This is a genomic window from Sphingomonas canadensis (assembly GCF_026013525.1).
Classification (GTDB): Bacteria; Pseudomonadota; Alphaproteobacteria; order Sphingomonadales; family Sphingomonadaceae; genus Sphingomonas; species Sphingomonas canadensis.
In genome coordinates, this window is record NZ_JAPDRA010000001.1 from 483,456 (window position 1) to 506,302 (window position 22,847).

The 22,847-nt window shown below is 67.8% G+C and carries 28 protein-coding genes; 10 read left to right on the forward strand and 18 right to left on the reverse strand.

Translation table 11 applies throughout. From position 1 onward, the window contains the following. The first annotated feature begins 93 nt into the window (after window positions 1–93). Complete coding sequence (locus OM513_RS02325) at window positions 94–546, forward strand: peptidylprolyl isomerase (protein WP_264942527.1); 453 nt, start codon at window positions 94–96, stop codon at window positions 544–546. Window positions 547–592: 46 nt separating this feature from the next. Here OM513_RS02325 and OM513_RS02330 read toward each other — a convergent pair whose 3' ends face one another. After that, window positions 593–1,480 carry a LysR substrate-binding domain-containing protein gene (locus tag OM513_RS02330; protein ID WP_264942528.1) on the reverse strand — a complete coding sequence of 296 codons (888 nt, stop codon included), beginning with the start codon at window positions 1,478–1,480 and terminating at the stop codon, window positions 593–595. 302 nt (window positions 1,481–1,782) lie between these two features. Between OM513_RS02330 and OM513_RS02335 the strand changes: the two genes are divergently transcribed. Next, complete coding sequence (locus OM513_RS02335) at window positions 1,783–4,071, forward strand: CDC48 family AAA ATPase (RefSeq protein ID WP_264942529.1); 2,289 nt, start codon at window positions 1,783–1,785, stop codon at window positions 4,069–4,071. On the opposite strand, the gene OM513_RS02340 is transcribed toward OM513_RS02335, so the two are convergent. Continuing rightward, window positions 4,028–5,356 (reverse strand): MFS transporter, encoded by a 1,329-nt coding sequence (locus tag OM513_RS02340; RefSeq protein ID WP_264942530.1) that lies wholly within the window; start codon window positions 5,354–5,356, stop codon window positions 4,028–4,030. The genes OM513_RS02335 and OM513_RS02340 overlap by 44 nt on opposite strands. A gap of 194 nt (window positions 5,357–5,550) precedes the next feature. On the opposite strand from OM513_RS02340, the gene OM513_RS02345 reads away from it, so the two are divergent. From OM513_RS02345 to OM513_RS02355, 3 genes are all read left to right on the forward strand, one after another. Continuing rightward, window positions 5,551–6,153 (forward strand): class I SAM-dependent methyltransferase, encoded by a 603-nt coding sequence (locus tag OM513_RS02345; RefSeq protein WP_264942531.1) that lies wholly within the window; start codon window positions 5,551–5,553, stop codon window positions 6,151–6,153. An 84-nt stretch (window positions 6,154–6,237) separates the two neighbouring features. Then, window positions 6,238–6,675 carry a peptide-methionine (R)-S-oxide reductase MsrB gene (gene msrB, locus OM513_RS02350; protein ID WP_264942532.1) on the forward strand — a complete coding sequence of 146 codons (438 nt, stop codon included), beginning with the start codon at window positions 6,238–6,240 and terminating at the stop codon, window positions 6,673–6,675. Window positions 6,676–6,720: 45 nt separating this feature from the next. Next, complete coding sequence (locus OM513_RS02355; protein WP_264942533.1) at window positions 6,721–8,871, forward strand: transglycosylase domain-containing protein; 2,151 nt, start codon at window positions 6,721–6,723, stop codon at window positions 8,869–8,871. Here OM513_RS02355 and OM513_RS02360 read toward each other — a convergent pair. The 3 genes from OM513_RS02360 to OM513_RS02370 are packed head-to-tail and all read right to left on the reverse strand — an operon-like array spanning window position 8,862 to window position 10,554. Further along, window positions 8,862–9,491, reverse strand: coding sequence for a M48 family metallopeptidase (locus tag OM513_RS02360; RefSeq protein WP_264943018.1), 630 nt, complete (start codon window positions 9,489–9,491; stop codon window positions 8,862–8,864). The two genes, OM513_RS02355 and OM513_RS02360, sit on opposite strands and share 10 nt — an antisense overlap. Window positions 9,492–9,541: 50 nt before the next feature. Then, window positions 9,542–9,979, reverse strand: a complete 438-nt coding sequence (locus tag OM513_RS02365) for a YcgN family cysteine cluster protein (RefSeq protein ID WP_264942534.1) — start codon at window positions 9,977–9,979, stop codon at window positions 9,542–9,544. Then, window positions 9,967–10,554 carry an SCO family protein gene (locus OM513_RS02370; protein ID WP_264942535.1) on the reverse strand — a complete coding sequence of 196 codons (588 nt, stop codon included), beginning with the start codon at window positions 10,552–10,554 and terminating at the stop codon, window positions 9,967–9,969. The genes OM513_RS02365 and OM513_RS02370 overlap by 13 nt, the downstream gene beginning before the upstream one ends. Before the next feature lie 70 nt (window positions 10,555–10,624). On the opposite strand from OM513_RS02370, the gene OM513_RS02375 reads away from it, so the two are divergent. Then, window positions 10,625–11,224 (forward strand): ankyrin repeat domain-containing protein, encoded by a 600-nt coding sequence (locus tag OM513_RS02375; protein ID WP_264942536.1) that lies wholly within the window; start codon window positions 10,625–10,627, stop codon window positions 11,222–11,224. Between the two features lie 10 nt (window positions 11,225–11,234). Here OM513_RS02375 and OM513_RS02380 read toward each other — a convergent pair whose 3' ends face one another. The 10 genes from OM513_RS02380 to OM513_RS02425 form a co-directional block, all read right to left on the reverse strand. Beyond that, complete coding sequence (locus OM513_RS02380; RefSeq protein WP_264942537.1) at window positions 11,235–11,687, reverse strand: MmcB family DNA repair protein; 453 nt, start codon at window positions 11,685–11,687, stop codon at window positions 11,235–11,237. A 135-nt stretch (window positions 11,688–11,822) separates the two neighbouring features. Further along, on the reverse strand, window positions 11,823–12,158 hold the full coding sequence (locus OM513_RS02385) for a DUF1491 family protein (protein WP_264942538.1): 336 nt from the start codon (window positions 12,156–12,158) through the stop codon (window positions 11,823–11,825). 8 nt (window positions 12,159–12,166) lie between these two features. Further along, window positions 12,167–12,652 (reverse strand): PaaI family thioesterase, encoded by a 486-nt coding sequence (locus tag OM513_RS02390; RefSeq protein WP_264942539.1) that lies wholly within the window; start codon window positions 12,650–12,652, stop codon window positions 12,167–12,169. Continuing rightward, a complete protein-coding gene (locus OM513_RS02395; protein ID WP_264942540.1) occupies window positions 12,612–13,079 on the reverse strand; it encodes a PTS sugar transporter subunit IIA in 468 nt (155 codons plus the stop codon). The genes OM513_RS02390 and OM513_RS02395 overlap by 41 nt, the downstream gene beginning before the upstream one ends. Before the next feature lie 44 nt (window positions 13,080–13,123). Then, window positions 13,124–13,717, reverse strand: coding sequence for a ribosome hibernation-promoting factor, HPF/YfiA family (gene hpf / locus OM513_RS02400; RefSeq protein WP_264942541.1), 594 nt, complete (start codon window positions 13,715–13,717; stop codon window positions 13,124–13,126). 53 nt (window positions 13,718–13,770) lie between these two features. Beyond that, window positions 13,771–14,463: a DNA polymerase III subunit epsilon gene (gene dnaQ / locus OM513_RS02405; RefSeq protein ID WP_264942542.1), complete on the reverse strand. Its 693-nt coding sequence runs from the start codon at window positions 14,461–14,463 to the stop codon at window positions 13,771–13,773. Window positions 14,464–14,469: 6 nt separating this feature from the next. Continuing rightward, window positions 14,470–15,063, reverse strand: coding sequence for a dephospho-CoA kinase (coaE, locus tag OM513_RS02410; protein ID WP_264942543.1), 594 nt, complete (start codon window positions 15,061–15,063; stop codon window positions 14,470–14,472). A 19-nt stretch (window positions 15,064–15,082) separates the two neighbouring features. Beyond that, the gene (locus OM513_RS02415) at window positions 15,083–15,904 is read right to left on the reverse strand and encodes a shikimate dehydrogenase family protein (RefSeq protein WP_264942544.1); all 822 of its coding nucleotides are present in this window, start codon (window positions 15,902–15,904) and stop codon (window positions 15,083–15,085) included. Next, the gene (locus OM513_RS02420) at window positions 15,901–16,503 is read right to left on the reverse strand and encodes a Maf family protein (protein WP_264942545.1); all 603 of its coding nucleotides are present in this window, start codon (window positions 16,501–16,503) and stop codon (window positions 15,901–15,903) included. Before OM513_RS02420 ends, OM513_RS02415 begins: the two co-directional genes overlap by 4 nt. Next, window positions 16,500–17,324, reverse strand: a complete 825-nt coding sequence (locus tag OM513_RS02425) for a pyruvate, water dikinase regulatory protein (protein WP_264942546.1) — start codon at window positions 17,322–17,324, stop codon at window positions 16,500–16,502. Before OM513_RS02425 ends, OM513_RS02420 begins: the two co-directional genes overlap by 4 nt. Before the next feature lie 339 nt (window positions 17,325–17,663). Between OM513_RS02425 and hemE the strand changes: the two genes are divergently transcribed. The 4 genes from hemE (at window position 17,664) to OM513_RS02445 (ending at window position 21,280) form a co-directional block, all read left to right on the forward strand. Further along, a complete protein-coding gene (gene hemE, locus OM513_RS02430; protein ID WP_264942547.1) occupies window positions 17,664–18,680 on the forward strand; it encodes a uroporphyrinogen decarboxylase in 1,017 nt (338 codons plus the stop codon). Beyond that, window positions 18,677–19,129, forward strand: a complete 453-nt coding sequence (locus OM513_RS02435) for a CopD family protein (protein WP_264942548.1) — start codon at window positions 18,677–18,679, stop codon at window positions 19,127–19,129. The genes hemE and OM513_RS02435 overlap by 4 nt, the downstream gene beginning before the upstream one ends. A 156-nt stretch (window positions 19,130–19,285) precedes the next feature. Continuing rightward, window positions 19,286–20,542, forward strand: a complete 1,257-nt coding sequence (gene rho / locus OM513_RS02440; RefSeq protein ID WP_264942549.1) for a transcription termination factor Rho — start codon at window positions 19,286–19,288, stop codon at window positions 20,540–20,542. A 12-nt stretch (window positions 20,543–20,554) separates the two neighbouring features. Beyond that, on the forward strand, window positions 20,555–21,280 hold the full coding sequence (locus OM513_RS02445) for a TerC family protein (RefSeq protein WP_264942550.1): 726 nt from the start codon (window positions 20,555–20,557) through the stop codon (window positions 21,278–21,280). 7 nt (window positions 21,281–21,287) lie between these two features. On the opposite strand, the gene OM513_RS02450 is transcribed toward OM513_RS02445, so the two are convergent. From OM513_RS02450 to OM513_RS02460, 3 genes are read right to left on the reverse strand one after another with little or no spacing between them, the layout of a single operon-like run. After that, window positions 21,288–21,629: a YnfA family protein gene (locus tag OM513_RS02450; RefSeq protein ID WP_264942551.1), complete on the reverse strand. Its 342-nt coding sequence runs from the start codon at window positions 21,627–21,629 to the stop codon at window positions 21,288–21,290. A 7-nt stretch (window positions 21,630–21,636) separates the two neighbouring features. Continuing rightward, window positions 21,637–22,332, reverse strand: a complete 696-nt coding sequence (locus tag OM513_RS02455) for a dienelactone hydrolase family protein (protein ID WP_264942552.1) — start codon at window positions 22,330–22,332, stop codon at window positions 21,637–21,639. Then, window positions 22,329–22,808: a methylated-DNA--[protein]-cysteine S-methyltransferase gene (locus OM513_RS02460; protein ID WP_264942553.1), complete on the reverse strand. Its 480-nt coding sequence runs from the start codon at window positions 22,806–22,808 to the stop codon at window positions 22,329–22,331. Before OM513_RS02460 ends, OM513_RS02455 begins: the two co-directional genes overlap by 4 nt. Window positions 22,809–22,847 lie beyond the last annotated feature (39 nt).

Genomic DNA, 22,847 nt, shown 5'->3' on the forward strand with positions numbered 1-22,847 from the left:
CCCGGTCGAGGCGCTCCTAAACGCGGCGGAGGGATTTGCAAGTCGCGCACGCGCGCCTTACCTGCTGCCGCAAATCAAGGAGTAGCTATTTCGATGTCCACCCCCACCCAGCTCGTCATGACGCTCGAAACCGGCGATGTGAAAATTCGCCTGCGCCCCGATCTGGCCCCCGGCCATGTCGATCGCATCGCCAAGCTTGCCAACAGCGGCTTCTATGACGGTGTGGTGTTCCACCGCGTGATCGACGGATTCATGGCGCAGGGCGGCGATCCCAGCGGCACCGGCACCGGCGGTTCGAAGGAGCCCAACCTGAAGGCGGAGTTCAGCCGCGAGCCGCATGTGCGCGGCGTCTGCTCGATGGCGCGCACACCCGATCCGAACAGCGCCAATTCGCAGTTCTTCATCTGCCTGGACGACGCGACCTTCCTGGACGGCCAGTATACCGTGTGGGGCGAAGTGACCGAGGGTATGGAGCATGTCGACGCGCTGCCCAAGGGCGAGCCGCCGCGCACCCCCGGCAAGATCGTGCAGGCGCGCGCCGAATAAGCGCGCAGAAGCGCCGCCCGGCCGGATCTCCCGGCCGGGCGCGCGATCAATCCGCCGCGGGCGAAAGCGCGGCGATCAGCCAATCGTGGAAGATACGCACCGCACGTTGCGACAGCGCGCGGGGGCGGCACACGAACCAATAGCTGTACTGGCTGTCCACCGTGATATCGAACAGCCGGACGACGCGCGAATCGCGCGCCGTCTCGAAATGGGTTTCGAGCATGAAGGCGATGCCCAGCCCCTGGGCCGCCGCCTCCAGCATCAGCGATCCCGAATCGAAATAGTCGACCGCCATCTCGACCTCGCCCAGCCCCGCGGCGGCGCGCCAGGCGTTGAAATTCTCCGGCATGTCGCGGTGGACGAGCGCGGTGAGGCCGGCGAGCTGTTCCGGCCGGGTCACCGGATTGGGACCCTCCACCAGCGCGCGGGCACCGATCGCATAGACGCGGTTGCGATCCAGCCGGCGCGTGTAGAGCCCCGGATCGACATCGCGCGCGATCACGATCGCCGCGTCGAGCCCGTCGCCCAGCCGTGCCGTGCCGTGGCCGGCGGTATCGACATCGAGGTGCAATTCCGGGTGGCGGCGCTTCAGCTCCGGCAGGCGGCGCAGAAGCTGCTGGGTGGCGAACAGCGGCGGCACGCCCAGGCGCAGGCGCAGCACCTCCGTCCCGCTCGTCATCGCCTCGATCGCGTCGGTCATCGAATCGAGCGCCGGAGCGATCAGGCTCAAAAGCCGCTCGCCATCGTCGTTGAGCGCCAGCGCCTGGTGGCGCCGTTCGAACAGCGGCTTGCCTATGAAGCGCTCCAGCGCCTGGACGCGACGGCTGAGCGCGGGGGAGGAGAGCGCCAACTCCTCGGCCGCGGCCTTGATCGAGCCGAGCCGGGCAACCTGAACGAAAGCCTCGATGGCGGTTAGGGGTGGTAGTCGTCGCATAATCTTGTGCGCTGCATCACACCCTTCCGGTCCTGGATAGCCCGCAGGGGGAGCCGGGCTTGCATCAGGCAGATCGTTTATCGTGCGTACGGGTTACGATTGCAAGACATGCAAGCACGGACACTTTCTTCGCAATTGCACAATGAGATGCTGCGGCGCACATAGAACAGGCCTTTCAGGCATCCTCTCCTAAAACTTTCCAGGGCTGGCCCATCGGGCCGGCCCTTTTTTTCGCGCCCCCTCGCCGCGGCTGGGGCGCATTCCTATGTTGCGCGCTTCGTCCACGGCAGGAGAGGCGCACGATGGCAGACGACGAAAACCGCGGGCGCAAGCTCCAGGTGGCCAATTCCCGGCCGGAGGACAGCGGACGCGGACTGGCGCATGTGCCGCGTGCCATCATGGCCGCGCTCGCCCTGAACGAAGGCGATGTGGTCGAGATCGTCGGCAAGCGCGCCACGCCCGCGCGCGCGGTCTACCCCTATCCCGAGGACGAGGGCCTGGAGATCCTGCGCATCGACGGGCTCCAGCGCGCCAACGCCGGCGTGGGATCGGGCGATTTCGTGGAGATCCGCCGGGCGCAGTCAAAGGCGGCAACCCGCGTGGTGTTTGCCCCGGCCCAGGCCAATTTCCGGCTTCAGGGATCGGCGATGGCGCTGAAGCGCACCTTCTTCGGCCGGCCCCTGGCGCAGGGCGACACCGTCGCCACCGTCGGCCAGCAGCGCGTGGGCGAGATGCCGGCCGAGGTGGCACGCCACCTGCGCGCGCCCGCCTATGCGCTGCAGGAAATCCGGCTGGCAGTCCTCTCGGCCTCGCCCAAGGGCATCGTCCATATCGACGAGAACACCGAGATCGAGCTGCGCACCGAATATGAAGAGGCGGGCGACAGCCGCCGCGCCGACGTGACCTATGACGATATCGGCGGCATGGGGCCGACGATCGACCAGCTCCGCGAGATGGTGGAGCTGCCGCTGCGCTATCCCGAGCTGTTCCAGCGGCTGGGCGTCGATCCGCCCAAGGGCGTTCTGCTCCACGGCCCGCCCGGAACCGGCAAGACGCGGCTGGCCCGCGCGGTGGCGAACGAGAGCGACGCGACCTTCCTGCTGATCAACGGGCCGGAGATCATGGGCTCTGCCTATGGCGAATCGGAAAAGCGGCTGCGCGAAGTGTTCGCGGAGGCGAACAAGAATGCGCCCTCGATCATATTCATCGACGAGATCGATTCGATCGCGCCCAAGCGCGGACAGGTCTCCGGCGAGGTGGAGAAGCGGCTTGTCGCCCAACTCCTCACGCTGATGGACGGGCTGGAGGCGCGCGCCAATGTGGTGGTGATCGCCGCGACCAACCGTCCCGACGCGATCGACGAGGCGCTGCGCCGTCCGGGCCGGTTCGACCGCGAGATCGTGGTTGGCGTTCCCGACGACCGCGGGCGGCGCGAAATCCTGGGCATCCACACCCGCGGCATGCCGCTGGACGAGGCGGTGGATCTGGAGGAGCTGGCGCGCACCACCTATGGCTTCGTCGGTGCCGATCTCGCCGCGCTCACGCGCGAAGCGGCGATCGAGGCGGTCCGGCGGATCATGCCCCGGCTCGATCTGTCCGAAGGCACGATCCCGCCCGACGTGCTCGACACGCTTTCGGTGACGCGCGACGACTTCCTGGAGGCGCTGAAGCGCGTCCAGCCCTCCGCGATGCGCGAGGTGATGGTGCAGAAGCCCACCGTCCGCTGGGAGGATGTCGGCGGACTCGACTATGCGCAGATGCGGTTGCGCGAAGGCGTCGAGCTGCCGATGAAGGAGCCTCAGGCGTTCCGCCGCATGGGCATCCGCCCCGCCAAGGGCTTCCTGCTCTATGGCCCGCCGGGCACCGGCAAGACGCTGCTCGCCAAGGCGGTGGCGCGTGAGGCGGAGGCGAATTTCATCGCCACCAAATCGAGCGACCTGCTGTCCAAATGGTATGGCGAGAGCGAGCAGCAGATCGCCCGGCTGTTCGCCCGCGCACGCCAGGTTGCGCCGTGCGTCATCTTCATCGACGAGCTCGATTCGCTGGTGCCCGCGCGCGGCGGCGGGCTGGGCGAGCCCCAGGCGACCGAGCGCGTGGTGAACACCATCCTGGCGGAGATGGACGGGCTGGAGGAGATGCAGTCGGTGGTCGTCATCGGCGCCACCAACCGCCCCAACCTGATCGATCCCGCGCTGCTGCGGCCGGGCCGGTTCGACGAGCTGGTCTATGTCGGCGTGCCCGACGCGGAGGGGCGGCTGCGCATCCTGCGGATACAGACCGCGAAGATGCCGCTCGATGCGGACGTCGACCTGCGCGGCATCGCCGAGCGCGCGGAACGCTATACCGGCGCCGATCTGGAAGACGTGGTCCGCCGCGCCGGCCTGATCGCGCTGCGCGAATCGCGCGACGCCACGACCGTGACGATGGCGCATTTCGAAGCGGCGCTGGCCGAATCGCGCGCCACGGTGACGCCCGAGATGGAGACCGAGTACCAGGCAATGTCTTCCCGGCTGAAACAGGACGCCGTGGCGATCCAGCCGATCGGCTTCATCGCTCCGGGGATGCTCCAGCCGCGCGGTCAGAAGGGTTGAGCCGGTACCAGCAATAGGCGAGCAGCAGCACCAGCCCGGCGGCCGCGAACAGATAGGGGAGCGGCCGCCACAACTCGTACATGCCGACGCCCAGCGAAGGGCCGAGTACGAAGGCGGCGCCGTTGATCGAGGTGACGCGCCCCGCCACCGATCCCTGCGCCTCCGGCCCCACCGCGAGCGACGAGCCCGCGGTGAACCCCGGCCGCGCGAAGCCGAACCCGAGCGAGGCGAGCGCATAGCCGGTGGCCAGGCCATAGAGCGTGGTCGCGCTGCCCGTCAGCACCGCGCCCAGCGCAGCCACCCCCAGCCCGACCATCACCAGCGCCCGCGGGCGCAGGTCCAGCATCGGGATGAGCCCCCATTGGGCCAGCAGCGCCGATCCCGCACCCATCATCAGTACGATGCCGGTCGGCCCCAGCGCTTCGGCTGGCGTCATGCCCAGCCGGTCGATCACCAGGAAGCCGATCGCCTGGCCGGTCATCGCCTGGGCATGGCCCATCACCAGGCCGGTGATCATCCAGGCGCGGATGCGTGGATCGAAATAGCCGATCTTCTCGCTGTGCGGCGCGGTGGCTGCGGTAACGGTGGCGCCGGTCCCCTGCCCGCCGATCGAGGGATAGGAGGCGGCGGCGCCATGCGCGCCATGCTCCTCACGCGGGAGATAGCGGGCGATCGCGGCGAGCAGCAGCAGCCCGCAGCCGCTGAACACGAAGGCCGGGCCGGAAAGCCCGATCTCCGGCCCGCCGGGCCACAGGCTGCCCATCACCAGCCACGGCGCCAGCGCGGGACCCAGGATGGTGCCGAGCCCGAAGGCGGAGGCGAGCAGCGTCAGCGCCCGCGTCCGTTCGCTGCGGCTCGTGCGGCCCGCGACGATCGCCTGCACCGCGGGCGGCGCGGCCGATCCGAACGTCCCATAGATCACGCGCCCACCGACGAAGGCGGCAAAGGCGGTGGTCGGCGCCAGCCAGCCGTTGATCCCCATCGCCAGGAACAACCCGCAAAGGAACAGCGAGACGCTGAACCCGCCGACGCCCAGCAGCACCATCGCCCGCCGCCCCTGGCGATCGGAGCGGTGCGCCCAATAGGGGGCAGCGATCACCCAGAGCAGTGCCGAGACCGAAAAGACCGCCGCCACCACGCTGTCCGCCACCCCCATCGAGCGGCCGAGTGCGGGCAGCACCGATTGCAGCGCCGTGTTGCCCGCGGCGATCGCGAGCATCACCACGAACAACAGCGAGAAGCCGGGATCGATGCCCCGGAAGGCGGAGGAAGGCTTTGGCCCCATGGATACGGACTTGGTTCGATTTTCAGTTGGGCGGCTAGGCGCGCGATTCTTAGGCCGATGTGCGGCTATCGCAAGCGACGGAGCCTCGGCCCGTCGCAGGAAGGGGCACTCCCGGGTTGCATCACGATGACAAAATTGCGACGGATGCGCGGACGGGTGCCTCGTATCAGCCCGGTTTTGAGCAAGGATCGGCCATGACGACATCCCGGAGTCTGGAACATGCCCGTGGCGGCGCACCTTCGCCGCGCGCCATGTTTTTCAAGGGCTTCCTGAAGCACCCGGTGATGGTGGGATCGATCATCCCCTCCTCGGGCAAGCTGATCCGCCACATGCTGGATCGCGCCGACTGGAGCCAGTGCAAGACGTTCGTCGAATATGGCCCCGGCGTCGGCACCTTCTGCCAGCCCGTGCTCGACCGGCTGGCGCCAGACGCCCAGTTGATTGCGATCGACACCAACGAGGATTTCGTCACCTATCTGCGCAAGACGATCCGCGACTCGCGCTTCTCCGCGGTTCATGGATCGGCCGCGGACGTGGGCGAGATCGTCGCCGCGCATGGCTCCGAACATGCCGATTACGTGCTGTCCGGCCTGCCCTTCTCAACGCTGCCGCCCGGCGTCGGCCCGGCGATCGGCGCGGCCACGGCCAAGGTGCTGCGCCCCGGCGGCGCCTTCCTGGTCTATCAGTTCTCGCCCAAGGTCCGCGATTTCCTGGAGCCTTATTTCGATCGCATCGATCACGCGATGGAATGGTGGAACGTGCCGCCGGCCCAGCTTTACTGGGCCTGGAAGGGCTGATCGCCGGCGCCGCGGCCCGCTCCGGCGCGCGATTCACCAATCTGGGCGATTGACGGAACGCGCGGCGCGCAACACATCCCGGGCATGGATCAGATCAACCTGCCCGAATCCGAATGGCGCAAGCGGCTGACGCCCGAGCAATATCATGTGCTGCGCGAGGCCGGGACCGAACGCGCCTTCTCCGGCCGCTTCACCGACAACAAGGCCGACGGCATCTATCGCTGCGCCGGATGCCAGCTAGAGCTGTTCGACAGCGACGACAAATTTGATTCGGGCTCCGGCTGGCCCAGCTTCACGCAACCCGCCGCCGGGGGGCATGTGAGCGAACATCAGGATGCGAGCCACGGCATGCGCCGCGTGGAGGTGCGCTGTGCGCGCTGCGACGGGCACCTGGGCCATGTCTTCCCCGATGGCCCGCCCCCCACGGGACTGCGCTATTGCATCAATTCGGTGTCGCTCGACTTCCGTTCACGCGGCGCTAACGGGCCGGGTGGTAGCACGAATGAGGCGGGCGGTTCCTGACGGCTTGTGAGCCGCGCCATTAGGGCGTAATTCACCACAACTCCCATGGACATCCGCTCCTATCTTCCCGCGAGGTTCCCGGCATGGCCCACGTGGCGGCGCTGGCTGTTCTGGGCCGGCGGCGGCGTGGCCGCGATCGGGCTTGTCTCGTTCATCGTGCTGCTGATCGCGGTCTATTCCACCCGCGCCTCGCTGCCCAGCTTCGACGAACTGAAGTCTTCGCCAAACGGCCAGATGATCCGCGTCCATGCCGCCGACGGCACGGTGCTGGTCTCGATGGGCCCCAGCTATGGCGAATGGGTGGAATACGACAAGATTCCGCAGGTGATGAAGGATGCGATCCTCTCGATCGAGGACAAGCGTTTCGAATCGCACTGGGGCGTCGATCCGCGCGGCATGATGCGCGCGGTGAAGCTGGCCATCGCCAACCGCGGGACGGACCGGCGGCTCCAGGGCGCCTCCACCATCACCCAGCAGCTCGCGCGCACGATCTTCCTGTCGAACAAATATGATTTCGGCCGCAAGATCCGCGAGGCGGTGCTGGCGCTCGCCATGGAGCGCAAGTTCAGCAAAGACCAGATACTCGAGCTGTATCTGAACAAGGTCTATTTCGGCGGCGGCGCCTATGGAATAGACGCGGCCAGCCGCAAGTTCTTCGGCCATCCGGCGACCAACCTGACGCTGCCCGAGGCGGCGGTGATCGCGGGCCTGGTGAAGGCCCCGTCGCACTATTCGCCCACCGCGGACGCCGAGGCGGCCGTGTCGCGCGCAGCCGTGGTGCTGCGCGTGATGGCGGAGAACGGCAAGATCACGCCCGAGGTAGCCGCCGCCACCAACCCGCGGCTGGTGAAGCTGGCGCCAGAGCCCAAGCAGAACAGCGTCCGCTATTTCACCGATTGGGCGCTGCCCCAGCTTGAGGTGCTGATCGACGAGACAGACGCGCCGCTGGAGGTGTGGACCACGCTGGACATCAACATGCAGCGCGCCGCGAACGAGGCGATCCGGGCGAACACCCCGGCCAACGCCCAGGGCGCGCTGGTATCGATCGATCGCGACGGCGCGGTGCGCGCGATGGTGGGCGGCAAGGATTATGTCGCCTCGATCTACAACCGCGCGACCCAGGCGACGCGCCAGCCGGGATCGGCGTTCAAGCTGTTCGTCTATCTCGCCGCGCTGGAGGCGGGGCACCGGCCCGAGGATCTGGTGGTCGACGAGCCGGTGACGATCCGCGGATGGACCCCGCGCAACTCCACCGGCGCGTTCCGCGGCGAGATGTCGTTGCGCGCGGCCTTCGCCTATTCGGTCAATACCATCGCCGCCAAGCTGGGGCAGGAGGTAGGATTTGGGGCCGTCGCGGACATGGCCCGGCGCTTCGGCATCACCACCAAGGTGGATACCACTCCGGCGATGGTGCTGGGCACCTCCGACGTGCGGCTGATCGAGATGACGCGCGCCTTCGCCTCGGTGGGGCAGCGCGGCGTGGCGGTGACCCCCTATGGCATCACCCGCGTCACCGCCAACGGCGAGGTGATCTATCAGCATGAGGTGGACACCAGCCGGGTGCTGGTTTCGGAAACGGTCGCCAAGCAGATGATCGATCTGATGCAGACCGCAGTCGCCACCGGCACCGGCCGCGCCGCGCAGATCGGCCGCCCCGTGGCGGGCAAGACCGGGACGACCACCTCCAACAAGGACGGCTGGTTCCTGGGCTTTTCCAGCGGGCTCACCACCGGCGTGTGGATGGGCCGCGACGATGCCAAGGCAGTGCCCGGGTTGCAGGGCGGCACCGCGCCCGCGCGCGCCTTCGCCGCCTTCATGGGCAAGGCGGTGGCGAACAGGCCGGTCGAAAAGTTCGATACCGAGGTGACGCTGCCCGAATGGGAGCTGGGCAACGAGGAAGGCTATTTCGGCGAGCCGGACAACGGCGCCTTCGTCGACGAGGACGGCAATCCGATCGATCCCGGCGCTTCGGCGCAGGACAATCCGGGCGGCGATACGCTGGACCAGGACTGGATCGACCGGATGACCGGCAACGGCCCGCCCCGCGAGGAGCCGCCCGCCCAGCCTGCCCCCCGCGACATCCCGCGCCCGCCCGCCCAGGTGGATCGCGCTCCGCGTGACGGCGCGGGCGGCGACGGCTCACGGCGTCAGGACGATGCGGGCCGGCGCGAGGACGGCAACCGCCGTCAGGAGTGACGGCCGATCCGGTGCAGCGCCGCGCCGTTGCGGCGCAGCCAGGTGCGCGCCGGAGCGGGATCGCTTTCCAGCAGCAGTTCGACCAGCCGGTGGAAGGCCGCGCCGTGATTCATGTGGACTCGGTGCGCCACCTCATGCGCCACGGTGGCGCGGCGCACATACTCCGGCGCCATCACCAGCCGCCAGCTATAGCGGATCGCGCCCGAAGAGGCGCAGCTCCCCCAGCGCGAACGCGGATCGCCGATGCCGACACTGGCGACGCGCACGCCCGCGCGATCGGCGAACTCGGTGGTTTCGGCACTGAGCAGCGCCAGCGCCTCACGCTTGAACCAGCGCTCGATCCGCCGTTCGAATCCCTCGCGAGGGCCGCCGCATATCAGCGCGTCGCCTTCACGCCGGGGCGTGCGCGGCCCTGCTTCGCTCCAGGCCAGCGCGAGTTCGACGTCGCCAAAGGGGATGCGCGCGCCCGGCGCGAACGGTCGCGGTGCCGCGATCCGCGCGCGCTGCTCGGCAATCCAGCCGCGCTTCTCCTCCGCCCAGGCGAGCGCGGAACGCAGCGACGCGCGGGCGGGCAGGGTGAGCCGTACCCGGCCATCGCGCGGATCCACGCTCAGCCGCATCGTCCGGGCGCGCGCGTTACGCACGATCACCAGCGGCGCGGGGGCATCGCTCACAGCGGCCGATCGACCATATGGTGTTCCAGATCGCCGGCGTCGTCCTCGGATATCGTCCAGCCGCGAACCGATTCGCCCGCGCGATGCACCGCTTCCGGATCGCCGCACACCAGATAATGCCATTCGGGCAGCGGCTCGCCGGCCGCCCGCAGGCGATAGGCGCAGGTGCGCGGCAGCCATTCGATCTTGGCGACATTGGCCATGCTGAGCCGCACGCATTCGCTGACATAGGCGCGGCGGTTGCGATAGTCGCTGCATCGCCCGCTGCGCCGGTCGAGCAGGCGGCAGGCGACGTTGGTGGCGAACAGCTCGCCCGTCACCTCGTCTTCCAGCTTGTGGATGCAGCATTTGCCGCATCCGTCGCACAGCGCCTCCCACTGCGCGCGGTCCAGCGCGGCGAGCGGCAGCTCCCAGAAGGGGGTCACTTCACCCATTGGCGAAGGTCTGCCAGCATCGCCTCATCGGTCATATCGCGCGAATAGAAGCTGATCGGCTCGCCCTTGGGGCCCATCAGATAGACCACCGCCACATGATCGACGAGATAGCCGCCGCCCGGCCCGGGCGGCTGCTTGGTATAGCTGATGGCATAGGCCTTGGCCGCTTGGGCGATCGCCTCCGGGTTGCCGGTGAGCCCGACGAACCGGTTGCCGAATGCGCTGACGAACTGCTTCACCGCCGCCGGCGTATCGCGATCGGGATCGACGGTGACGAAGATCGGCACGATCTTGTCCGCGGTCGCCGGATCGGCCTTCTCCAGCGCCTTCATCACGCGGGCGGTGCGCTGCATGTCGGTGGGGCACACGTCAGGGCAATAGGTGTAGCCGAAATAGACGAGCCGGTATTTCCCCGCGAAATCGGTGTCGCGCACCGTCTTGCCGTCGGTACCCGTAAGCGCGAAGGGGCCGCCGATGCGGGCACCGTCCAGCGGCGGGCGCGGCGCCGGGCTGCATCCCGCAACCAGCAGCACGGCGGCCAGAGCGGTTGCAATGCGTCGGTGGATACTGTTCATGGTGCGCGCAGCCATGATCTGATAGTTGGGGGCTTGCAAGCGTTCCCGCCACAGAGGATGCCGTATCGTAATGCCTTATTTCGTGCGTATCGCCGCCGCAGCCGCGCTGATCCTGGCCGCGCAGCCTGCCTTCGCGCAGCAGTTCTCCGAAAGTTACGAGTTCCTTGAGGCCGTCAAGAAGGGCGACGGTGCGAAGGTGATGAAGTACCTCAACGAGCCCGGCACGCGCATCATCGATTCCAAGGAGCGCGACAGCGGCGACGCGGCGCTCCACATCGTCACCAAGCGCAGCGACGAGGTATACCTCCGCTTCCTGCTCCAGCGTGACGCCAACCCCAACATCAAGGACGCGCGCGGCAACACGCCGCTCATGCTGGCGACGAACATCAGCTTCATCGAGGGCGTGCGCATCCTGCTGACCTACAAGGCCAATATTAACATCGGCAATTCGAGCGGGGAGACGCCGCTGATCCGTGCCGTGCAGCTCCGCGACCTGGAGATGGTGCAGTTGCTGCTGGCCAATGGCGCCGATCCTGACCAGGCCGACCTGCTGGCCGGCATGAGCGCGCGCGATTACGCCAAGCAGGACCGGCGCTCCCCGGCGATCGCCAAGCTGCTGGCCGAAGCGCCCAAGATCCAGCGCAAGGCGGCGGTCGGCCCGAACCTGTAACGGCTCGCGATCAGATCACGCCGGCTTCCGGATCGTTCATCAGGATTACGCGACGCGCCGCGCGGCGGGCGAAGGACAGGGTGCAGCGCCGCCGCACCGGCGCCGCCAGCGGCACCTCCGCCGCCTCGCGCACGATCGCGGCGTCATAGCGATCCGCCACGATCAGCCCGGCGCGCGCGGGAAGGAATTCGGGCGCGTCGAAGGGCGACAGATCGAAGCCGGCAGGCACCGCCCAGAAGAAGCGGTCGCAATGGTCCAGATAATCGGTCCATTTCATGTCGCCGAGCAGATCGGCCCGCGAAACCTTTATCTCCACGATCGCGATGCCCCCGCGCGCGTCGATCGCCATCAGGTCCGCGCGGCGGCCGCCCGCCAGCATCACCTCCGTGATCGCGGTGCTGTCATGCCGCAGCAACAGCCGGCTGACGCCGCGTGCGACATCGGCAGCGACCAGGGGCGCCATGACCGGGGAGGGATCGGCAAGCATCGGCGAAATCCAGAGTCTGTCCTGTTCAGGAGGGAGCGGGCTGTCGCCGATGCCACCAAAGGCAGGAAGACTTTAGAACAGGAGGCGAACGCTGAAAAGCCCCGCCCGTGCTCAGGCCAGGCCCAGCGTCTCCGCGGCGATGGCCTCCGCATCCGCCGAGTCGATCTCCACGACCCACAGGTCGGGATCGCGCTCGCGGCGGCGGCGCCAATAATCGGTGAGCGCGGAATCGTCGCCATCCGCAGGTCCTGAAGGCAACAGCGCGGGATCACCGCTCGGCCCCAGCCCGCGCTCGAACAGCCGCCCGCCGCTCCCGCGCTCACAGGCAAGGATCAGGATTCCGCCCGCGGTATCGTCGCCGCGCGCCAGCACCGCCGCCGATCCCCCGGCATGGTTCGCGCGGCGCACCATCGCGCTCACCAGGACCGAGCTGGTCAGCCGCGGCATCGCATGGCTCACGAACGATAGCCGGGAAGTCCGGCCAGCGCGATGCGCGATCGCATGAAGGTGCCGGTGCCGCGCGCCGCCTCTTCCCCGCTCGAATCGACCAGCCGCGCCTCCGCCACGAACACGCGGCGCTGGCCGCTCACCCAGCGTCCCTCCGCCACCACCGGGCCTTCCTTCAGCGGTTTGGTGAAGAGCAGGTTGAACGCGGTGGTGAGCAGGAAGCGGTCCGTGACCAGGCTGTTCGCCGCATAGAAGGCGGCATCGTCCAGCATCTTGAAATAGACGGTGCCGTGCGCGGCCCCGGCGGCGTGGAAGCAGCGCGGATCGATGGTGAAGTGAATCCGCGAAACGCCCGGCTCCGGAATCTCCAGCCGCGATTCGAAGAGCTGGTTCACCGGCGCTGCGGCATAGAGCGATTCGAGCGCGCGAAAATGCGCCCCGGCGCCGACCGCGTCAGGCTGCGTCACGCGCTTCCACGCCCGTGAGCAGCGCATAGAGCGCATCGCGCGACCCCGCGCCGCGCAGCTTCGCCGCGAAGCCGCGATCGCGCAGCCGCCGCGAGACGCGGGCGAGCGCCTTCAGATGCTCGGCCCCCGCCCCGCTGGGCGACAGCAGGACGAACACCAGATCGACCGGCAGATCGTCCACCGCGGCGAACTCCACCGGCTTTTCCAGCCGCGCGAACAGCCCCATCACCCTGGGCAGCGCCTCCATCCGCGCGTGCGGGATGGCGATGCCGCCGCCGAAACCGGTGGAGACCAGCTTCTCGCGCGCGGCGAGCCGTTCGGTCACCTCACGCGCGGATTGGCCATAGACGCGCTCTGCCAGCGCGCCGAGCTGCTGAAGCAGCGTCTTGCGGTTTCCAGCGACAATGCCGTCCACCACCGCGTCGGGCGTGAGCAGGTCACTCAGATCGGTCATGCGAATTCCAGCTAGCAGCCCTTCGAAGAGGCGCGCGGAGCCCCTTAGCGCACCGCGCGCTCGGGCTCCACCCAGCCGATCGTCCCGTCACCGCGGCGATAGACCATGTTGTACGCGCCCGTGCCGCTGTTGCGAAAGAGCAGCGCGTTGGTGTTGCGCAGATCGAGCATCATCACCGCGTCGGAAACGGTGGCATCGGGCACGTCGACGCGCGTTTCGGCCACGATCAGCGGCGAATCGGCCGCTTCCTCAGCCTCCCCATCCTCTAGGAACAGGGTATAGCCCGCGTCGTCGCGAACCGCCGGCTCAGCCGCTTCGATGCCATTGGCGCGGCCGCCATGATGATCCTTCAGACGGCGGGTGTAACGGCGAAGCTGCTTTTCGATCCGGTCGGCGGCGCCATCGAAGGCGACATGCGCGTCATGGCCGCGGTTCGACGCCTTGAGCACCAGCCCCTGCATCACATGCGCCACGATATCGCAGGTGAAGCCGATGTCGTGCGGACCCTTGCCGAACGTCGCCTGCGCCGAGAGCGCGCGCGAGAAATATTTGCCGGCGATACCCTGGAGCCGATCGGTGACGTGAAGCTTCAACGCCTCACCGGTGTCGACCTGGTGGCCCGATACTCGGATATCCATAACTCTCCTCCGCACTATTTGGGCCGTCGAGCTAGGGATGCGGCCCCCGGGCGTCAACCGGCGGCCGGTGTACCCCATAGCGGATCGTCGATCCCCTTGATGAATTCCTCGTGCCGCGCGCGCTCCGCATCGCTTGGCGCGAAATGCCGGGCCGGGCGTACGCTGGCGCGGACCGGCGCCTCGATCGGAGCGACGCGCGGCGCGGCGGCCTGAACCGCCAGCCCCAGCGTTATCTGCCGCCCGCCGGTAAGCTCGACATAGACCTGCGCGAGCAGTTGCGCGTCGAGTAGCGCGCCGTGCAGCGTGCGCTGGCTGAGATCGATGCCGTAGCGCGAGCAGAGCGCATCCAGCGTGTGCTTCGCGCCCGGATGCCGCTGGCGTGCGATCGACAGCGTGTCGATCATCCGCGTCGCGGCACAGGAAGGGCGGCCGCAGCGGCCCAGTTCGCCGTTCAGAAAGCCGAAGTCGAACGCCGCGTTGTGCGCCACCATCGGGCTGTCGCCCAGGAAATCGAGCAGTTCCTCCACCCGTTCGTGGAACAGCGGCTTGTCCGAAAGGAATGCGTCGCCGAGGCCGTGAACCGCAAAGGCCTCCGCCGGCATCGGCCGTTCGGGGTTCAGATAGGCGTGGAAGTGATTGCCCGTCGGCACCCGGTTGATCAACTCGACGCAGCCGATCTCGACAAGCCGGTCGCCGCCCGAGAAGCTAAGCCCGGTGGTCTCGGTGTCGAACACGATCTCGCGCATGGCCCATTATCCTCCCGCCGGCCGCGCGAGGCAAGCGATCACCGCATCCACCGCGGCGCGCGTCTCGTCCAGCGAGCCGCCCGTCGGGATCACGAAATCGGCGCGGGCGCGCTTTTCCGCATCGGGAAGCTGGCGGGCAAGGATCGATTCGAATCGCTCCGCCGTCATTCCCGGCCGCGCCATCACGCGCGCGCGCTGAACCTCGGCCGCTGCAGAGACGACGGCGATTCGGTCCACCTGGCTCCATCCCCCCGCCTCGAACAGCAACGGCACATCGAGCAGCACCAGCGGCGCATCGGCGTGGGCGGCCAGGAAGGCGGCACGCGCCTCCGCCACGGCGGGATGGACGATCGACTCCAGCCGCCGGATCGCCGCGTCGTCGCCCAGCACCGCCTCGCCCAGCCGCTTGCGGTCCACGCCTCCTGGGCCAGTGGTGCCCGGAAACGCTGCCTCGATCCGGCCGACCAGCGCACCGCCCGGCCCCTGGAGCCGGTGGACTTCGGCGTCGGCATCGAACACCGGCACCCCGGCGTCGGCGAACATCGCCGCGACCGTCGACTTGCCCATGCCGATCGATCCGGTGAGCCCCAGCGTGATCATCGCATCCCCTCCGCGCGCGTCAGGCCAGCAGCAGCGCGCGCAATTCCTCGTCACGGTCGCGCGGCGGCGCCTCGCCGAAGAACAGTTCGAACGCCAGCGCGGCCTGGCCCACCAGCATCTCCAGCCCGTCCACCGTGTCGAGCCCGCGCGCATGCGCCGCGGCGAGCAGCCCGGTCTCCAGCGGGGCATAGACCGCGTCATAGACGACGGCGTCTTCGGGCAGCGGCGACAGGTCCAGGTCGAGCGGGGGCTGGCCGGTCATCCCCAGGGCGCTGGCGTTGACAAGAAGCGCGGCGGGCGGGATCGCGCTGCCCAGCGGCAGCGCATCGCCCTTCAGCCCGAAGGACGCGAGCAGCGCCGCCGCCTTCAGCACGTTGCGGTTCAGGACGGTGACATGCCCCACCCCCAGCCGGGCGAGCGCGAAGAGTATCGCCCGCGCCGCGCCGCCCGCACCCACCACCACGACCTGCGCGCCCGCCAGCTCCAGGCCCGCGATCGGGGCATAGAAGCCGCCGGCATCGGTGTTGGTCCCGGTCAACGCGCCGTCCTCATCGCGGATCACGGTGTTGATCGCGCCGATCGTACCGCGCAGCCCGCCGCGATCCTCGACATGGTCGAGCGCCGCCTGCTTGTGCGGGATGGTGACGTTGCACCCGCGCCAGGCCGGATCGCCGCGCCGCGACTCGAAATAGGCGCCGAGCCCCTCCGGCGTGACGTGGCAGGCCCGATATTCGGCATCGATCCCCAACGCATCGAGCCAGAAACCATGGATCAACGGCGATTTGGAATGCGCGATCGGATCACCGATCACCTCGGCATAGAGCTTTGCCGGGTTCGTCATGACGTCAGCATCCCGCGCAGGCGCAGGTAATCCAGGATGTTCATCAGCGGCATGCCCAGGATGGTGAAATGGCTTCCCTCGGTGTGGGTGAAGAGCTGGACGCCCGGCCCCTCGATCCGGAAACAGCCTACGCAGCCCGCGATCGCGGGCCATTCGACGTCGAGATAGGATTCGACGAACGCATCCGAGAGCGGCCGGACGTGCAGCCTGGCCCGATCGACAAAGCGCCACACCGGGCGGCCGCCCTCGGCGATCACCGCGGCGCTGTAGATGCTGTGGGTCGCGCCGGACATGCGGCGCAGGTGATCGCGCGCCTGACTGCGGCTCTCCGGCTTGTCGAGCAGGCTGCCGTCGGCCAGCGCCACCACCGAATCGCCGCCCAGCACCAGTGCAGCGGGATCGCGTGCGGAAACCTTGAGCGCCTTCAGCTCGGCGAGCGCATCGGCCAAGTCGCGCGGCGCGACTTGGCGCGCGAGCAGCGATTCCTTCGCGGCCTGCTCGTCGACCAGCGCCGCCATCGCCTCATGCGGTACGCCCGCGGCATCGAGCATCGCCCGGCGCGATGCGCTCTGTGAGGCGAGCACCAGCCGGAGGCTCATGCTTCGGCATCCCGCGCGGCGCGATGTTCGTTGCAGAGCTGGATGATCGCCGCCGCGGTTTCCTCGATCGAGCGCCGCGTCACGTCGATCACCGGCCAGCCATTGTCGGCGAACATGCGCCGCGCCACCGCCACCTCATGCTGGACCGAGTCCTGATCGACATAGGAAGTACCGGGCTGCTGGTTGAGCGAGAGCAGCCGGTTGCGCCGGATCTGGACCAGGCGATCGGCACTGGTCGTCAGCCCCACCACCAGCGGCCGCTTGAGCCGGAACAGTATCTCGGGCGGCGGCGATTCGATTACGATCGGCACATTCGCCGTCTTGTACCCGCGATTGGCGAGATAGATCGAGGTCGGCGTCTTAGACGAACGCGAGACGCCGACGAGCACGATGTCCGCCTGCTCCCAATTCTCCTCGCCCACGCCATCGTCGTGCGCGATGGTGAAGTGGATCGCATCGACGCGCGCGAAATAGGCGGCGTCGAGCATGTGCTGGCGCCCCGGCCGCGCCTTGGCTTCCTGGCCGAGAAGGTTGCTCAGCGCGTTGTTCACCGCATCGAGCGGCGCCACCGCGGGCAGGCCCATCGCCCGGCATCGTGCCTCCAGCGTGCGGCGAATCTCCGGGTTCACCAGCGTGTACAGCACCAGCCCGGGGTTCTGCGCGATCTCCTGCAGGATGCGTTCCAGATGCGCCTCGCTTCGCACCATCGGCCAGAAATGACGCAGCGTCTCGACATCGTCGAACTGGGCAAGCGCGGCCTTGGCGATATTCTCGAGCGTCTCGCCGGTGGAATCGGAGAGCAGGTGCAGGTGCAGGCGCATCAGCTTCTGGATGGATCTGTGGAGAACATGGCGGACAGGCGCTAGCGCAACCCCGGGCCGGGGCCAAGCATCCCCAGCCGGGCGGATTCGGGCCGGCACCATCCACAGCGCGATCCCCAGACCCGCGGAACGATCCACAGGCTGTGAATTTTGGGGAAGCGATCCGCGAATCCGGGGGAGCCCGCAGGCCCCGGCGAGTCAAGCTGTTGGCAACTTGGGCATGAACGCATAAGCCCCGGCTTCCACGCGACAACAGACTCCAACAATCTTCTGGAATCTGATTCTATTGATGATTGAGAGGCGGTTCTGACCACTCCCATTGCCCCCAAGTCCAAGCCGTTGCTCGATACCCTGCGCGGCGCACACCAGCCGGTTCCGCCGATGTGGCTGATGCGCCAGGCCGGCCGTTACCTGCCCGAATATCGCGCGCTGAGGGCCGAGAAGGGCGGATTCCTGGCGCTGGTGAACGACAGCGCCGCTGCAGCCGAGATCACGCTCCAGCCGATCCGCCGCTTCGCCTTCGATGGTGCGATCCTGTTTTCCGACATCCTGATCGTGCCGATGGCGCTGGGCCAGAAGCTGTGGTTCGAAACGGGTGAGGGGCCGCGGCTGGCGCCCAAGATCGATGCACGCGCCGTGCTCGACGGGTTCGTGCCCGATTCCGCCGCCTTCGCTCCGATCTACGAGACGGTGCGCCTCGTCTCCGCCGCACTGGCGCCGGAGACGACCTTCCTCGGCTTTGCGGGAAGCCCGTGGACCGTCGCCACCTATATGATCAATGGCCAGGGCAGCCGCGAGCAGGCGGAGGCCCGCCGGCTGGCCTACACCGATCCGGCGCTGATGGAGGCGCTGGTCGACCGGATCGTGGCGAGCACCATCGAATATCTGCTGGGCCAGATCGCCGCGGGCGTCGAGGCGGTGCAGCTCTTCGATAGCTGGGCGGGCAGCCTGAGCCCCGCGCAGTTCGAACGCTGGGTGATCGCGCCCAACGCGCGGATCGTGGCGGCGCTGCGCGAACACGTACCGCACGTGCCGGTGATCGGTTTCCCCAAGGGCGCGGGCGGCAAACTGCCTGCCTATGCGCGCGAGACGGGCGTGGACGCGGTGGGCGTGGACGAGACGGTCGATCCGGAATGGGCGCATGCATCGCTGCCTGCCGGCATGCCGGTGCAGGGCAACCTCGATCCGCTGGCGTTGATCGCGGGCGGGGAAGCGCTGATCTCTGCCGCGGACCGCATCCTGTCGGCATTTGCCGATCGCCCGCACGTCTTCAACCTGGGCCATGGCATTTTGCAGGACACGCCGATCGCGCATGTCGAGCAACTGGTGGCGCATGTGCGGAAGGGCGGCCGATGACCGGATTCCTGGGCCTTGCCTATGTATGGGTGAAGGCGGCGCATATCATCTTCGTCATCTTCTGGATGGCCGGGCTTTTCCTGTTCCCCCGCTATCTGGTGCATCATCAGGACGCGCTGGGCACGCCGGAGGCGGAGAAATGGCGCGAGCGCGAGGTATTGCTGGCGCGCATGATCCTGAATCCGTCGATCGTCGTCGTCTGGACGCTTGGAATCGTGCTGGCGATCAATTCGGGGCTGTTCGACGGCCAACCGGGGCTGGGCTGGCTGCATGCCAAGCTGCTGCTCGTGCTGGGCCTGTCGGGCTTCCACGGCTGGGCGCTGGGCTATGCGCGCAAGCTGGCGGGCGGGGCGGGAACGCTGCCCACGCGCAGCCTGAGGATGCTCAACGAGGTGCCGGCGCTGGCGGTGGTGCTGATCGTGATCCTGGCGGTGGTGAAGCCCTTCTGATTCGCGTGCCGATCCCGGTTGACTTGGACAGGTGGCGAACCTAATTCCTGACGGCGCTTCCGGAACTTCCGGGCGCGTCCCTCCTTATTCAGCATCGCCCGCGCGCAGCTTCGCCGACCGACGCTATCCTCCCCGTTCCACGCCTGGAATCCATTCATGCATCTGAAGGACCTTAAGAAGAAATCCCCCGCCGAGCTGGTCGAGATGGCCGAAGAGCTTGGCGTCGAGGGAGCATCCACGCTGCGCAAGCAGGATCTGTTGTTCGCGATCCTCAAGGCCCAGGCCGAGAATGGCGAGCAGATCATGGGCGAAGGCACGATCGAGGTGCTGCAGGACGGATTCGGATTTCTGCGCAGCGCCCAGGCCAATTATCTGGCGGGCCCTGACGACATCTATGTCTCGCCCAACCAGGTCCGCAAGTTCGGCCTGCGTACCGGCGATACGGTGGAAGGCGAAATCCGCGCGCCCAAGGACGGCGAGCGCTATTTCGCGCTGACCCGCCTCGTCTCGGTCAATTTCGACGATCCGGAGGCGGTGCGCCATCGGGTCAATTTCGACAATCTGACGCCGCTCTACCCCGATCAGAAGCTGACGCTCGATCCCGCCGATCCGACGGTGAAGGACAAGTCGGCGCGCGTGATCGACATCGTGTCGCCGCAGGGCAAGGGGCAGCGCACGCTGATCGTCGCGCCGCCGCGCGTCGGCAAGACGGTGATGCTGCAGAATATCGCCAAGGCGATCACCGACAATCACCCCGAGGTGTTCCTGCTCGTCCTGCTGATCGACGAGCGACCGGAGGAAGTCACCGACATGCAGCGTTCGGTGAAGGGCGAGGTCGTGTCCTCGACCTTCGACGAGCCGGCCACGCGCCATGTGCAGGTCGCCGAGATGGTGATCGAAAAGGCCAAGCGCCTCGTCGAGCATAAGAAAGACGTGGTGATCCTGCTCGATTCGATCACCCGCCTCGGCCGCGCCTACAACACAGTGGTTCCGAGCTCGGGCAAGGTGCTGACGGGCGGCGTGGATGCCAATGCGCTCCAGCGGCCGAAGCGCTTCTTCGGCGCCGCGCGCAATATCGAGGAGGGCGGATCGCTCTCGATCATCGCGACCGCGCTGATCGACACCGGCAGCCGCATGGACGAGGTGATCTTCGAGGAGTTCAAGGGCACCGGAAACTCCGAGATCGTGCTGGACCGCAAGGTTGCGGACAAGCGCATCTTCCCGGCGCTGGATGTCGGCAAGAGCGGCACGCGCAAGGAAGAGCTGCTGGTCGACAAGGCCAAGCTTTCGAAGATGTGGGTGCTGCGCCGCATCCTGATGCAGATGGGCACCATCGACGCGATGGAATTCCTGCTCGACAAGATGAAGGACTCGAAGACCAACGAGGACTTCTTCGATTCGATGAACCAGTAAGGCAGTCCGGCGATGTTCGAACTTCTCGCCGCCGCTTCCGCGCATCTGGGCCCGGGATCGCTGGGCGAGATGTGGTCGCATATCGTCAAGGATTTCTCGAACCTGGGCGATCCCGCGGCACTGGCGGCTTTCGGCCAGGTGCTGATGATCGATCTGGTGCTGGCCGGCGACAATGCCATCGTCGTCGGCGCGCTGGCCGCGGGCCTTCCGGCCGACCATCGCAAGAAGGTGATCCTGATCGGTATCGGCGCGGCGCTGGTGCTGCGCATCGCCTTTGCGCTGATCGTCACCTGGCTGATGGGCATGGTGGGGCTGGTGTTCGCCGGCGGCCTGCTGCTGCTGTGGGTGAGCTGGAAATTCTGGCGTGAGATTCGTGCCGGGCACGAGAGCCCGGGTTCCGAAGAGATCAAGGGCGACGAGCATTCCGGCCTGAAGCCGGCGCGCAGCTTTGCCAGCGCGGCCTGGGCCGTGGCGGTCGCCGACGTATCGATGAGCCTGGACAATGTGCTGGCGGTCGCTGGTGCGGCGCGTGAGCACCCGGGCATTCTGGTGGTCGGCCTGCTGCTGTCGGTGGCGCTGATGGGGCTGGCGGCAAACCTGATCGCGCAGATCATCGATCGCTACCGCTGGATCGCCTATATCGGCCTGGCGGTGATCGTCTTCGTCGCGTTCCGCATGATCTACGAAGGCTGGGTGGGTGGGCACCAGACGCCCGGGATCGTCAGCCTGTTTACCTGATTCTTCCTCAGCCGGAGCCGCGCGGTCCCCACAGGATCACGGCAGCTCCGGCCAGGCAGACGGCGGCGCCGATCAGGTCCCAGCGATCGGGCCGCGAACCTTCGACGACCCACATCCAGCAAAGCGCCGCAGCGATATAGACCCCGCCATAGGCGGCGAACGCACGGCCGGCGTGCTGGCTGTCGATGAAGGTCAGCAGCCAGGCGAATAGCGCCAGCGACATCAGGCCGGGCACGAGCCATAGCGGGGACTTGCCCAGCTTGAGCCATGCCCAGAAGGCAAAGCACCCGGCGATCTCCGCCAGCGCCGCGCCTGCATAGGCGAGGAGGCTGGCGGTGAGGGCCGGCACCGGGGCGTCAGCCGAGGTGGCTGGCGAAGAACTCCGCGGTGCGCGAGTCGGCAAGCTGTGCCGCCGCTTCGGATCGGCGCTTGCCCATCTCGGCGGCGAAGCCATGATCCTCGCCCGGATAATCGAACAGCGTCACCTGAGGATGATCGTCCAGCCCGGCGTGGATCGCGGCCTGAGCCTCCGGCCCGACGAAATGGTCGGCGGTGGGCACATGGAGCAGCACGGGGCGGGCGATGGCGTGTTTCTCGCCCAGCAGCCCGTCGATCCCGACGCCATAATAGCCGACGCTGGCATCGGCATCGGTGCGTGCGGCGGTCATGAAGGCGAGCCGACCGCCCAGGCAATAGCCTACCACGCCCACCTTCGCGCCGCCAGCCCGTGTGCGGGCGGCGCGGATCGTGGCTTCGATGTCGCGGATCCCCGCATCCTGATCGAACTTGCCCATCCATCCCAGCGCCTGCTGGAACTCCTCGGGCACGTCGGGATCGAGCTGGATGCCGGGCTGGAGCCGCCAGAACAGGTCGGGCGCGATCGCCAGATAGCCGGCGTCGGCCCATTTGTCGCATTTCTGGCGGATGCCGGGGTTCACCCCGAAGATCTCCTGGATGACCACGATGGCGCCGCGCGGCGTGCCCGCTGGCTCTGCGCAATAGGCGTCGAAACTGCCGCTGCCGTCGATGGTATCGATCCGGATCATGGTCATAACAGGGTTCCTCCCGCATGCCGGCGTTCGTGATCGAGCAGCCAGCGCTTGGTTATGGGGCCTTCGCCCCCCGAATAATTGCCGAGCGCGCCGCCACCCGCCAGCACGCGATGGCAGGGGACCACGACCGGAAAGGGATTGCGCGCGCAGAGCTGGCCGATCGCCCTGGGCGCCGAGCCGAGCTGGCGGGCAAGCGCCCCATAGCTCATCGTCTCGCCATAGGGGACTGCGACCAGCCCGGCGCGCAGCGTTTCGCCGCGTGGCGTGGACATCGGCTCCAGCGGTAGCGCGAAGTCCTGGCGCTCCCCGGCGAACCATTGTTCGAGCTGCTCCGCCGCCATGCGCACCGCGGTGGAGGCGCCAGCGGCGGCAGCCCCTTCGGCACCGATCCGGATGCCGGTGATCCGCCGATCGTCGCCATCCACGCGAATCGCGCCCAGGGGCGTTGCGATCAGGGCATGGTCGCGCGCATACATGGGGAATGCCTAGCAGTGCGCCGCCCAGGCGCTCAAGCG

Coding starts and splice junctions, on each gene's coding strand:
- OM513_RS02325 (WP_264942527.1), top strand. CDS start 94: ATGTCCACCCCCACCCAGCTCGTCATGACGCTCGAAACCGGCGATGTG.
- OM513_RS02330 (WP_264942528.1), bottom strand. CDS start 1,480: ATGCGACGACTACCACCCCTAACCGCCATCGAGGCTTTCGTTCAGGTT.
- OM513_RS02335 (WP_264942529.1), top strand. CDS start 1,783: ATGGCAGACGACGAAAACCGCGGGCGCAAGCTCCAGGTGGCCAATTCC.
- OM513_RS02340 (WP_264942530.1), bottom strand. CDS start 5,356: ATGGGGCCAAAGCCTTCCTCCGCCTTCCGGGGCATCGATCCCGGCTTC.
- OM513_RS02345 (WP_264942531.1), top strand. CDS start 5,551: ATGACGACATCCCGGAGTCTGGAACATGCCCGTGGCGGCGCACCTTCG.
- msrB (WP_264942532.1), top strand. CDS start 6,238: ATGGATCAGATCAACCTGCCCGAATCCGAATGGCGCAAGCGGCTGACG.
- OM513_RS02355 (WP_264942533.1), top strand. CDS start 6,721: ATGGACATCCGCTCCTATCTTCCCGCGAGGTTCCCGGCATGGCCCACG.
- OM513_RS02360 (WP_264943018.1), bottom strand. CDS start 9,491: ATGCGGCTGAGCGTGGATCCGCGCGATGGCCGGGTACGGCTCACCCTG.
- OM513_RS02365 (WP_264942534.1), bottom strand. CDS start 9,979: ATGGGTGAAGTGACCCCCTTCTGGGAGCTGCCGCTCGCCGCGCTGGAC.
- OM513_RS02370 (WP_264942535.1), bottom strand. CDS start 10,554: ATGAACAGTATCCACCGACGCATTGCAACCGCTCTGGCCGCCGTGCTG.
- OM513_RS02375 (WP_264942536.1), top strand. CDS start 10,625: ATGCCTTATTTCGTGCGTATCGCCGCCGCAGCCGCGCTGATCCTGGCC.
- OM513_RS02380 (WP_264942537.1), bottom strand. CDS start 11,687: ATGGCGCCCCTGGTCGCTGCCGATGTCGCACGCGGCGTCAGCCGGCTG.
- OM513_RS02385 (WP_264942538.1), bottom strand. CDS start 12,158: ATGCCGCGGCTGACCAGCTCGGTCCTGGTGAGCGCGATGGTGCGCCGC.
- OM513_RS02390 (WP_264942539.1), bottom strand. CDS start 12,652: ATGCGCTGCTCACGGGCGTGGAAGCGCGTGACGCAGCCTGACGCGGTC.
- OM513_RS02395 (WP_264942540.1), bottom strand. CDS start 13,079: ATGACCGATCTGAGTGACCTGCTCACGCCCGACGCGGTGGTGGACGGC.
- hpf (WP_264942541.1), bottom strand. CDS start 13,717: ATGGATATCCGAGTATCGGGCCACCAGGTCGACACCGGTGAGGCGTTG.
- dnaQ (WP_264942542.1), bottom strand. CDS start 14,463: ATGCGCGAGATCGTGTTCGACACCGAGACCACCGGGCTTAGCTTCTCG.
- coaE (WP_264942543.1), bottom strand. CDS start 15,063: ATGATCACGCTGGGGCTCACCGGATCGATCGGCATGGGCAAGTCGACG.
- OM513_RS02415 (WP_264942544.1), bottom strand. CDS start 15,904: ATGACGAACCCGGCAAAGCTCTATGCCGAGGTGATCGGTGATCCGATC.
- OM513_RS02420 (WP_264942545.1), bottom strand. CDS start 16,503: ATGAGCCTCCGGCTGGTGCTCGCCTCACAGAGCGCATCGCGCCGGGCG.
- OM513_RS02425 (WP_264942546.1), bottom strand. CDS start 17,324: ATGCGCCTGCACCTGCACCTGCTCTCCGATTCCACCGGCGAGACGCTC.
- OM513_RS02435 (WP_264942548.1), top strand. CDS start 18,677: ATGACCGGATTCCTGGGCCTTGCCTATGTATGGGTGAAGGCGGCGCAT.
- rho (WP_264942549.1), top strand. CDS start 19,286: ATGCATCTGAAGGACCTTAAGAAGAAATCCCCCGCCGAGCTGGTCGAG.
- OM513_RS02445 (WP_264942550.1), top strand. CDS start 20,555: ATGTTCGAACTTCTCGCCGCCGCTTCCGCGCATCTGGGCCCGGGATCG.
- OM513_RS02455 (WP_264942552.1), bottom strand. CDS start 22,332: ATGACCATGATCCGGATCGATACCATCGACGGCAGCGGCAGTTTCGAC.
- OM513_RS02460 (WP_264942553.1), bottom strand. CDS start 22,808: ATGTATGCGCGCGACCATGCCCTGATCGCAACGCCCCTGGGCGCGATT.